General features: G+C 62.0%; 6 protein-coding genes. 3 read left to right on the top strand and 3 right to left on the bottom strand.

Annotation, left to right across the window (positions count from 1 at the left end; translation table 11 throughout):
- Window positions 1-317: 317 nt before the first annotated feature.
- Window positions 318-1652 carry a S41 family peptidase gene (locus tag NG895_RS25140; RefSeq protein WP_252855310.1) on the bottom strand — a complete coding sequence of 445 codons (1335 nt, stop codon included), beginning with the start codon at window positions 1650-1652 and terminating at the stop codon, window positions 318-320.
- Window positions 1653-1809: 157 nt separating this feature from the next.
- Window positions 1810-3816: a glycoside hydrolase family 32 protein gene (locus NG895_RS25135; RefSeq protein WP_252855309.1), complete on the bottom strand. Its 2007-nt coding sequence runs from the start codon at window positions 3814-3816 to the stop codon at window positions 1810-1812.
- Window positions 3817-4051: 235 nt separating this feature from the next.
- Here NG895_RS25135 and NG895_RS25130 point away from each other — a divergent pair, with 235 nt between their 5' ends.
- Window positions 4052-5362, top strand: a complete 1311-nt coding sequence (locus tag NG895_RS25130; protein WP_252855308.1) for a hypothetical protein — start codon at window positions 4052-4054, stop codon at window positions 5360-5362.
- Window positions 5363-5371: 9 nt separating this feature from the next.
- On the opposite strand, the gene NG895_RS25125 is transcribed toward NG895_RS25130, so the two are convergent.
- Entirely contained in the window at window positions 5372-6028 is a 657-nt protein-coding gene (locus NG895_RS25125; protein WP_252855307.1) for a hypothetical protein, read from the bottom strand.
- A 475-nt stretch (window positions 6029-6503) separates the two neighbouring features.
- Between NG895_RS25125 and NG895_RS25120 the strand changes: the two genes are divergently transcribed.
- Together NG895_RS25120 and NG895_RS25115 are read left to right on the top strand one after the other, a co-directional pair.
- Window positions 6504-7325: an inositol monophosphatase family protein gene (locus tag NG895_RS25120; protein ID WP_252855306.1), complete on the top strand. Its 822-nt coding sequence runs from the start codon at window positions 6504-6506 to the stop codon at window positions 7323-7325.
- 258 nt (window positions 7326-7583) lie between these two features.
- On the top strand, window positions 7584-11192 hold the full coding sequence (locus NG895_RS25115) for a hypothetical protein (RefSeq protein WP_252855305.1): 3609 nt from the start codon (window positions 7584-7586) through the stop codon (window positions 11190-11192).
- Window positions 11193-11196 lie beyond the last annotated feature (4 nt).

The following is an 11196-nucleotide window of genomic DNA, read 5'->3' as shown; positions in this document are numbered from 1 at the left end:
CGAGTGCGTGGGCGCAACTAGTGGTTTCCTGCGAAGTCCGGGCTTGGCCTCCTCAGGGGGGTGGTTCGAAGCGAGTTTTGGGACAGCTTCGAGTTTTGGGCCAACTTTCGAGTAGTAGTACAACCGGTGGGCACCTTGTACCAAAACTCACCGGCGATCACTGCCTGGGCGATGACGCAAGTTGTTTGCAGGTAAGGGGTTGCGGCGACACGAGAGTTTTGGGCCCACAGGAGTTTTGGTACCATGAATTGAGATGGTGCCAATACCCCTGGGGACTACGCCGCGGCGTGGAGGTGATGGATAGCGAAGGGGGAAGCTTACTGGCCAGACGCACTGTCGAGCAACTGCTGCAAGTAGGCCACCGCAACATCGACGGCCGGATCGTTCAGCAGGGGGGCTTCGTCGGGCTTGGTGGGGTCGTAGATCGTGGCATCGCGTTCGGCGCGGGCCTTGGCCAATTCGATCAGTTGTTCCTCGGTCATGTCGACATCCAGGCCTTCGTTGGGCGTGACTCCCCAGTCGGGGTCGGCCAGGGCGGTTTCGCGATCGTCCTCGTGGCGGTGGATGTTGCGGCCGCTGGGACGCCAGAAGCTGGCGGTGGTGAGCTTCAGTGTGCTGTCGCCCGCCTGCATGCTCAGCGTTTCCTGCACGGTGCCTTTGCCAAAGGAGCGTTCGCCAATCACCACGGCGCGGTCGTAGTCCTGCAGGCAGGCGGCCACGATCTCGCTGGCACTGGCGCTGTTGCGATCGACCAACACGACCAGCGGAATGTCGAGGTACGGCCCATCGGTACTGCTTTCCCATTCGCTCTTGGTCTGGCCGCGACGGTTGCGTGTTTCGACGATCAGTTTGTTCGCCGGCAGAAACAATTCGCAGGTGGCCACCGCGGCGTCGAGCAGTCCGCCGGGATCGCCACGCAGGTCGAGGATCACTGCCTGAGTGCCTTGTTGCATGAGTTCGGGCAGCAAGGTTTCCAGTTCGCCGTAGGTCTTCGCGCCGAACGACGACACGCGTACCAGGGCGATCCGCGGGTCTTCCTCCAAAGCAAATTGCCACGACTGGTCGGACAGCAGTCGATCGCCACGCACCGAGTCGAGCGAGATAATTTCGCGGACCATGTCGAGCGTCACGGGTTGGTCGTCGCCGTCGTGCAAGACGGTCAGCTTGAGTGGTTCACCGGGTATGCCGCGCATGCGACCGATGACGTCCGTCTGGAAGGTCATGGGCGAGACCTCGGTAATCGCGAACTCATCGATCGCCAGAATGGTGTCGTCGGCACGCACACCGGCGCGATCGGCCGGCTTGCCGGGCAGCGGCGGTCCCGCCACCTTCACGGTCAGGGGGTCGCCTTCGAGGTGCAGGCGGACGCCGATGCCGGCGATCTCCTGATCGATCTCCTCGCGAAACATCTTCGCCCGTTCCGGTGTGATGAACTGCGAATGACCATCGCCGCGACGGTGGAGGACGTCGACCATGCCCTGCATTGCGCCCTGGAACAGTTCCTCGTCTGGCACGTGGGTGTAGGCGTAGCGGTCGATCTTTTCGTAGCCATCGACCACGAAGCGGGCGAACGGATCTTGCTCGCCCCGGCCGGAGCACAACAGACAAAAGGCGATGGCCACGAGCAGCAGCGTGAGGTTTCGACGGGACATAAGGGTGCGCTACGGGGAGGATTGCGAGGGGTGGCCAGCCGAACCGCTGGCCCTGGTCCGCCTGTTGGCTGACGCTGCCGCGAAAGGGAACCAGTGATTATACCGGCCAGAAATGCCCCTGCCAAACAGCCGCCCTGGTGTGGCAGCGGCACTGCATCTACCAGGCTGGCTTCAATTGCCGCAAGGTAAACGAGTGCACCTGGGCCGTACCGCCGGTGGTGGTGATCGACACGTCCTCGTCGTCTTCCAGCGGCGAGTAGTAGCAAGCGTGGAACTTCTCGCCACCAAACGCATAGGCTTCCACCGTGAGGCGATCGACCAGCAAACGAAGCTTCACTGAGCCGTCGCGCGGGGCCAGATCGCGGATGGCCACGGTTTCGCGAACGTTGGCCAGCTCGTCGATGGAGAGCACCTTGAGCACCTGTTGCTGGCTGTCGTAGCGGAGCGCGGCGTGGCCCAGGTCGAACACGATTTGCTCGGCCGTACCCGGGTCGAAGTCGATCTCAAGGTCGACCAGATCGAGCGAAGTGACGTCCGCCAGCAGGTTGTCGCCCTCGCTTAACTCGACATTCGACTTGGTGAAGGACGACCGCATGAGCGACTCGATCTCCTTGATCGGCCATACGTGCAGCCGCGGTCCGTCGGCATGTGTGTGCAGGCTGAGCTCGCAGGGGAATGTCATCTGTCCGTTGAATGGCAGGCCGTATAGCTCTGGCAAGTTGGGATGGCCCCGCATCCATCCGATTTGCACGGCCCGCTGCTGCGGCTGATTGGCGAACGTCTGTGCGGCGTAGAAGTTTCCGCTGCCGGCCACGTAGGGGCCGGCCTCGGTGTGGAACTGCCGGCCATCGAAATGGCCCACTTCGTAGTCGAAGCTGGCGTCGTAGATCACGGCCTTGGTGTGCTGCGGATCTCCATCCACGGCGAGCGACACGAAGTCCATGCACTCAAACGCCCAGTCGCGCATCAGATCCGAGGCGAACTTCCACTCCGTCAAATTGTCCGAGGTAAAGAAACGGACCCGGCCAGGGTTCTGCTGCACCCACAGCAGCATGACCCACTGCTTGCTGGGCTGGTGCCAGAACACCTTGGGGTCGCGCTCGCCGGAGTCGAAACCCTGGTTATCGACCACGGGGCGACCTTCGTTCCAGTAGGTCCAGGTGGCGCCGCGATCGGTGCTGTAGGCCATGGCCTGATAGAACCGCGGCTGGCTGGCGAATGTGAAGAACGCACACAGCGTGGGCACATCGCCTTGTTGGACGCCCAGGCTGTTGTTGTGATCGACCACCACGGTGCCAGAGTAGATGGTGCCGCTCCGCCCATCGACTCGGTACGGCAGCAGGGCGTGCGGCAGTTGGGTCCAGTGCAGCATGTCGGGGCTCGTGGCATGCCCCCAGGTCATGTTGCCCCACTGTGTGCCCCGCGGATTGTGCTGGAAGAACAGGTGATACTTCTCCCCGTCGTACACCATGCCATTGGGATCGTTAATCCAGTTGCGGCCGGACGAAAAATGGAACTGCGGCCGCAGCGGCTCGGAGTAATCGATGTCGTCATACGACTCGGCCCGGACACTCTTGGAGAAGGCAAACTGCTGCGCGTCGTCGGGCAGGGGGGTGGGCGACGCCACGAAGGCGTCGACATTGATGTGGCCCCATTGACCCGTGGAGTCATCGAACACGATTAACTGGGCCCGCTGACCCTGGAACCGGCTGACATCGGCGTTGCAGCGGGCCAGCGATTCGGAGTCGTTGCCCGTGGCCAGTTCGACCTCTTCGCTGCCGACCTTCAGTCGTACTCCCAGCTTGCCCGGCTGCCGTCCACCCGAGACAAGAAAGCTGATGTACCGCTGGCCGACAACGAATTCGCGGGAAGTGAGTGTTCCGGTAAGCTGATCGCCTCGGGTATCGCCGGGTTCACCGGCGCGATTGGTGTAAGCTTCGTAGCCACCGATCCAGTACTCGCCGTCGTGCCAGCTGCTCTCCCGACCGCGGACCGCAGGATTGTCGCCCTTGGTCGGCTGGATGGCGAAGGCCTCGCCCTGGGCGGTCCAATTGGCGAGCGTGCCGGACTCGAAACCGGAATTCTCAAATAGCGGTTCGGCACCGCTAGCGGTACCGGTGGTCAGCGACAATAGCAGCAATAGCAGAGAGGGGGTAATACGCATGGTCGCCTGCAGGGGGTCGAATCTAGAGGAATGAGTCTCCAGTGTAGCTGGTTTTCGGGGTTTCTGACCCTGGGTGCGGGAAAACGAGCCGGCGATCGGCCGATGCTAGTACCGCTGTCGGCCTGGGCCTGCGGGGCCGCAATCACTCGGCAATTCCTCTTGTGGCGATGCTGGCATCGGCGATACGATTCGCGGCCGGATATGGCCGTCCCTATTCATCTTGTGCTGTGTGCCCATGCGAGTCGACCGAATTCATCGCGGATTGCTCTTCGTGGGGCTGGTCGCTGCGCTGACGGGCTGCCGCGACGACAACCAGACGCTGGATGAGTTGCTGGACCGGGCGGCCGAACTGCCAGGGGTGCGGTCGAGTAGCCACTCGGCCCTGCGGGAGGAGTTTCGCCTGGTCGAACTGTCGCGCGGGTTGCCCGAGCACCTGAATGAAGACCCCGTTCTCGCTCATCAGAATGCGGCGGTAGCGCTCGAGGATGCACTTCCGCAGTTGGAAACGATCACCAGGATCAATGAACAGACCCAGGCCTTCCTGGAAGCGGTGCCGGTAGCGGATGCGACATTCATCCATAGCGAGAGTGGCGCGCTGGGAGCCAAGTGGGTCAACCAGACGGCCGCCGTGGACGAAGCGACCGGGCTGCCCGATTGCGACTTCGAGATTCGCCTGGAGCATGGTTACTTCAACGATCTGACGTTCGTCTATCGCGTGGCGGCCGGTTGTCGGTTGCTGCTGGTCGACTCGCTGTACCACTTCGGATCGAACGACGAAGTGGCGTTGGCTCGACTGGCGGCTGCCTGGAAGTGGACCGATTGGCTGGCTGAGTCGCATCACGTGGAGGCTCGGGTGCAGGCCGCGCAGTTGCGCAGCGAGGCGCTGCTGGTCCTCGAAGCGTTTGCCAATCGCCCCGGCGTTACCCGAGACGACTTAACAACTCTGCATGCCATATTGCAGGAGAGCGTCAATCCGTGGCCGTCAGTCAAGGAAACGCTAGTGCGCGAACGGGCGCTGGCGATCGCCACCTACGAAGGGCTACGGCTGCATCTGTGTGACCTGCTGTTTACGTTGGAAGAACGGAGCCAGCTGCGAGCAGACGGCGTCTACGAGACGCTCCGCCAGGCGGAGGTCGAGCAGGTGGATGCCGACGAAGCGGCCTACCTGGAATATATGCGCGAGATCATAGCAGTTGCCGATCAGCCGTTTCATGAGCGGTCGAAGCACCTGGTTGAGTGCGACCGCTTGCTACGTGCCAACGAGCAGACGGACGATTTTCCCTGGTTCGCCAACCATTTGTTCGTGCTGAATAACAGCCTGACACTCGCCCAGCGCGAACTGGCCAGCGATCGCGGCAGGATCCAGGGATGGCTGACCTTGTTGTCCGATGCCCTCGGTGTGGCGCCGCCGACCAACAATACCAATCCCGTGAACGGTGAGAAGTATCAGGTGCAGAGTCGCGGGAGCCAGCGTTTCGTCGACCTGGGCGACCGCCGCAGCGCCAATCCACGGCTGACCGTGCCACCGCTGTTGGGCGGCAGGTGAAGAGCGTTGCTACGTTGTGAGCGGCAACTCGGTGGCGGCCAGTTCCTGGCACACGGCAGCCGCTTGCGGCTCGGCGACGTCGCCCACATGCAACGCGGCGAACAGCCGCCCGCTGCGGATGACGCCTTTTTCGAGGAAGTGCCCGAATAGCGTCCGCTGAATCTTGCTGTGCCCGTCGTCGTCGGTGTGCACGTACTGCCGCTGGCAGTCTTCGGCCGTGGCAAAGTCGACGAGGGTGAGATCCTCACGCAACGAAGCAACATAAGCGGGGCCACCCAGTACGCTTATCACGTTGGAGGAGCGAATGGCCGCTTCGGTCGTGACATCAATCGTGGGATGGGTGTCCAGCAGATCGGTTCGCACGGCCACCAGTAGCGACAGGGCGACGAGCGGCGTGGGCAACGTTTCGACGTTGCGGAGTGTCCAATAAAGTTGGGTGTGGAACGGAAAAGATTCCGTCGGTGCAACCAAGCAAACCAAATCGTCATCACGAACGTATGCATCTACTAGCGGCGCGGCGCTGACCGCCGGCATATCCCACAGTGTGGTCAGCAAGAGCCCGTCGCGCGTCTTCACCTGCACATGGCGTTCGTCAGCTGCGGGGGACACCACGAGTTGAATCGAGTTGAGGTCAACGGTTGCGATGCTTCCGTCCCATTGCCACATGCGCGTCGAAGCCTGCTGATGCTAAGTAGAGAGAGATCGTCGAGAGAACATTAACAGCGCGGCCATGCAGTGAGTCTACTGCAAAGCCAATAAAAAAACCCCGCCGAACACCGGAGTGAAGCGACGGGGCCGGAACAGAGAAGAGGCCGATGACGCGGAGTCAGGGATGATGGAGATTAGGCAATCGCCCGACCGCAAATAGCGGTTGAGTACACGATCCGTGACCATCAAACCACGTCTCACGTTCCACACGTAATGATACTCATACGGACGGCCGTGTCCAGAGAATTATGAAGAAGTTTGAAGGGTTGGTTAATTGCCCATTTTATCAAAATGTCCTTAGTTGCGGCGAGCAAACTACTTAGGGCGAGACGGCTCTCTCGTGGAACCTGAAGGGCATGTGAGTTTTTTGCGGGTCGCGGTAAGATTGGCGGAGCTTGCCAGGTGCGACACCTCCTTTTGACCCCGCGTTGCCATGTATTCCGCCATCGATTCTCCCCATGCCGAGTTGTTAGAAGTTGCTGTGGAGGCCGCCAAAGCAGGCGGGGCCAAGCTGCTGGAGTGGCGGGGAAAATTCAAAACACGCGAAAAGTCGCCTGCCGATCTGGTGACCGATGCGGATCTGGCTTCGCAGAAGGCGATCGCCGAGGTGGTTGCCCACCATTACCCCGATCACGCATTTCTCGGCGAGGAGAACCCTGGCGACATTCGCCCGCTGCTCAGCCAACCGCACTGCTGGGTGGTCGATCCGTTGGACGGAACCACCAACTATGTGCACGATTTCCCGGCATTTGCCGTGTCGGTGGCCGTAACCACCGGTGGCGAACTAGCCGCTGGCGTGATCTACGACCCGCTACACGAACGGGTGTACGCGGCTGCCCGCGGCGGAGGAGCCTGGTTGGGCGATGAGCCGATCCGCGTTCGCACTACCGAACAACTCAGCGATGCCCTGGTGGCTATGAGCCTGCCTCCGCAGGCCAAGACCGATTCGCCTGATGTGCTGGATTTTGTGTCGATGGTGGGCCGTTGTCGGGCGATCCGTCGCCTGGGCTCAGCGGCACTAAATCTGGCCTACGTGGCCCAGGGCGTACTGGACGCTCACTGGGCCCGGTACATTCATCCCTGGGACGTGGCCGCTGGCGTGCTGCTGGTTCGCGAGGCCGGGGGCATCGTCACTGCTAGCGATGGCGGCGAATTCGACCTCGCTTCGGCCCATTTGGTGGCTGCCGCCCCCGGCGTGCAGGACGATTTGGTGCAGGTGCTGCAGCAATCGGGCGCGCGACCGGTTAACCGATAGCCGCACGGAGGGCTGTATTTGCCATTCGACCGGTATTTTTAGGTTTTTCCGTAGTCGAGCGACGGGTAATCCGACTCCGAATTGCTTTTTTGTCGGTGGCAAGCTGACTAGAATGGGAGGTCGGAACGCACCTGCATACCGCAGCCTGTAGAGCCGACTGACTCGAGGGGGGATTGGCTCAAAAACCGGCCCGCACCACGGGTCGCGGTTGCCTTCTCATCCTTTTCGTTACGCTCCCATTACCCAGTGGCTGGTACTGTGTTGATACGCGGCCCACGAGCACGACATTCGCCGCCCGCGGTGCTGGCCGCTCTGGTCGTGCTGGGGCTGTGCCTGTCACCGCCAGCTCGCAGCCAGGACGAACCCGCCGCATCGAGCCCAGCGGACGCTGCCATGGAAGCGGAATCGACGGCCACCGCCGACGAAGCTAGCCCAGCGGCCGAGGAGCCCTCGAAGCCCGTCTCGCCCGTATTTCAGGAACTGTCGGGCAAGATAGAACGGGTGGGGCCCGACACTTTCCTGCTGCTGGGCCCCGATGGGCAGCCGCAACCGGTGCTGAACATGTCGTTCGACGAGTTCATGCGGGTGTGGAAGCAGCAGCAGGCTCTCTCCTCCGAAACCAAGCAGGCCGCCAATCAGCCGACGCTGGATGAATTGCGATTAGTGGGCTCGTTGGAAGACGATCATGCTTCCTTGCACACCGAACTGAGTATCACGCTACACGAGTCGGGCACCACCGAGGTGCCACTGTCGTTGGCCGGCGCGCTGCTGCGCGAGTTGCCCGAGTCGCCGGCAGGGCAGGCGAAACGTTTTTTACGCTACGATGCGAGTCGGGGAGGCTACTTTGCCCAGCTTTCCGGCGACGCCGGACAGACGGTGGTTGTGCACATGGATCTGATAGTGCCTGTGCAGCGCGATGGAGGGCGGGCGTCGTTGAAGTTGCTGGCGCCGCGGGCAACCAAGGGTTCGCTCGTCCTGGTCTCCACTCGGTCGCTGCAGTCGGTTATCGCCAGCCAAGGGGTCAGGCTCCGCAGCACGTCGCTAGCCGCCGGCGGCACGCGGGTCGAAGCCGAAGGTATCGCTGGCGAATCGTCGGTCAGTTGGGTCGACAGCTCGGACGAAAACATCGAGGCCGAATCGATGCTGACCGCCACGACCAAAGTGTTTGTGTCGATTGGTGGCCGCAATGTGCGGTCGCGAGCACAGATCACCGTGGAGAGCTTCGGCCCGTCGTTCCGCGAATTCATTGTCCGCCTGCCACCGGGAGCACATCACAATCCCAGTGGAACACCTCCTTCCAATGTGTCGATCACGACGCTTCGTGATGCTTCGTCGACAGGAGAGGAAGCAGGGAGCAACCCGCAGGGATCCGAGCTTCGGGTAACTTTGCCAGCCGACCAGAATAAGCCGGCGACTGTGATCATCGATACGATCGAGCTGCTGCCGGCCGGTGACAAGAACATGACGCTCGAACTCTCGGGATTCGAGGTGCTGGGTGCGCTACCGCAGGATGGTGAGGTGGCCGTGGAGGTGGACGACACCTGGCAGGTTCGCTGTGACCCGACCGATACGGTGCGGCTGATCCATCCGGCGGAACTTGACCTATCTTGGATGAAAGACGCACCGAGCGTCGACGAATTGACCATGGCGCTGCGGTTCGCCAGGCAACCCTGGTCGTTGCCCGTGACGCTCATGTCTCGCGAGCAGCGAGTGGTGGCCACGCCTAGCTACGAATTGACCATCAATCCCAACGAAGCTTTGCTGCAGATGGAGGTCGACTACCGCATCGAAGGTGGACGATCGCAGCGGGTGCCGTTTGCCCCGCGATTCAAGCTGGCTGGCTGGGAACACCTGTCTACCTCGACCATCAACCTGGAGGGCACCCAGGAGTCGGGCGGGCCTCCTGATCTGGAAACATTTGGTCCGCGCGATTCGGGGGAGAATCAGAAAGCCGACTACTTCGGATTCTCCTCCGCGTTTGCTACTTCGCGGCAACCCAAGGTCACGTTGGAGTTGCGCCGTACTTGGAAGCCGGAAGAGGCCGATCACTTTGTGCTCGACTTGCCATCGTTGGCTCCTGGATTGGATCAACCGGTGAACCAGTTGGTCATCAATCCCAGCGAGCTTACGGTGCTGGCCGATACCAGTTTGCAGCTCACGCCCGACGCCGGACAGAGCAGGGGGCTGGCTGCCGTGCCGATCGAAGACGGAGACGATTTGCGTGCCGGGTTGCCCCCCGGTCAGCAGTTTCGCTATCGGGGCGTGGTGCCATCGCTTGCGATGGCGGGCGACTCGGTGTTGGCGTTCGCTGCCGAGAAGTCGCAGCGGCCGCGGCGGATTGTCGTGCAGAGTCATTCCGATGTCGGCATGAACGCGGGCGAAATCGAAGTGGAGCAAACCTTCGAGTTCGACGTCCGGCATCAACCTATTAGCGGCCTGTACCTGGCCTGCCCCAGTGGGGTGAGCATCGTCGAGCTGGAGTTGCTGCCTGCCGGCGGCCGTAGCACCAGCGAGGTGGGCGTCGAGCTGGAGGTTCCTCCCTCGGATGCCGATCTGCCATCGCGATTGCCCACCGTGCCCGAAGTGCGCATCGCCCTGGGGCATCCCCGGTTGGGTAAGTTCCGCGTGCTGGCCCGATACTTTCTCGATTCCCCCCAGTCCACAGGCGAGAGTCCCACGCTGTCGTTCCTTACGGTGCCCAATGCCGAGTACGCCGGCCGCACCGTGCCCGTGGCGGAGTTCGATGGACACACCGTGCGGCTGGCGAGTTCCGAAGGGCAGACTTTTGCCGCCACGGGTGGTTCCGGTTGGCAGGCCAAGCCCACGGTCGAGGAATCGACCAGCATTCTGTTCGCGCCCCAGCGCACCAACTTCCTGCCCCTGAAGCTGGTGGGGCAAAGTGCCGTGGCCGATCGGTTGGAAATCGACCGGGTGTGGGTCGAAACCTGGCTGACCCCCAATATGCAGCAACTGCGGACCTGCTTTCAATTTCATGGCACCGCCGAACGTGCCAAGATCGAGCTGCCCGGCGATACACCCGCGGGTGTCGACTTTCAGGTGGTGCTGGATGGCATGCCGACAAACGACTGGCGACTTCAGGGACGCTCGATCGACGTGCCGCTGGTTGCTCGGCCATCGTCCACCTACCATACCCTCGAGTTGAAGTACCGCTTGCCATGTAAGTTGGGGTGGTTCACGCAGGTCACGACGCAACGTCCTCGGCTGGCGGGCAGCGATTCGACCCCGCTTTTCTGGCAGGTGATCGCCCCGGTGCAATACCACGCTGTCAGCGCGCCCAGTTGGTTGGTGCCGGCCTTCCAGACTCATTGGTCGGACGGCGATTGGCGTAGCGAGAGCGAGAAGAATACGGCCGAGCTCGAACAATGGGTCGGTGCGCAACCAGCCTCGTTCCGGCCCACCTCGGGCGAGCACGCCATGCTGTATCGCACCAGCCCCGACGCCAAGTTGGAGGTCACGCTAGTCCGTCGCGAGTTGCTGATACTATCCGCCTCGGCAGCGGCGTTGGCCGTCGTGTTGGGACTGGTGTACGTGCCTGCGCTGCGCAAGCCGCCAGCGTTGCTGGCGGGAATGTGCCTGGTCATGGCCATCGGTCTGGCCGTGCCGACCACCATGGTGTTTGTGGCCCAGTTGGGACTTTACGGTGTCGTGTGCGGTTTGCTGGCGTGGCTGCTGTACCTGCTGTATGGCGGTCGCAACAGGGAAATATCTACGCGCCGTTCTTCCAGCGTTTTGTTGCAGGAGGCATCGGGGTCGCATCGTCCTTCGACGCTAGTGCCAGTGCACACCGGCAGCGCGTCGACCAACGCGCCGACGATTTCTGTGGAGCTGACCGACTCGAATGCGTAGCGCT

Source organism: Aeoliella straminimaris, assembly GCF_024054565.1.
GTDB classification, from domain to species: domain Bacteria; phylum Planctomycetota; class Planctomycetia; order Pirellulales; family Lacipirellulaceae; genus Aeoliella; species Aeoliella straminimaris.
The sequence above is the reverse complement of the archived record's forward strand: the minus strand, read 5'-3'. Positions and strand labels throughout refer to the sequence as shown.

Coding starts and splice junctions, on each gene's coding strand:
- NG895_RS25140 (WP_252855310.1), bottom strand. CDS start 1,652: ATGTCCCGTCGAAACCTCACGCTGCTGCTCGTGGCCATCGCCTTTTGT.
- NG895_RS25135 (WP_252855309.1), bottom strand. CDS start 3,816: ATGCGTATTACCCCCTCTCTGCTATTGCTGCTATTGTCGCTGACCACC.
- NG895_RS25130 (WP_252855308.1), top strand. CDS start 4,052: ATGCGAGTCGACCGAATTCATCGCGGATTGCTCTTCGTGGGGCTGGTC.
- NG895_RS25125 (WP_252855307.1), bottom strand. CDS start 6,028: ATGTGGCAATGGGACGGAAGCATCGCAACCGTTGACCTCAACTCGATT.
- NG895_RS25120 (WP_252855306.1), top strand. CDS start 6,504: ATGTATTCCGCCATCGATTCTCCCCATGCCGAGTTGTTAGAAGTTGCT.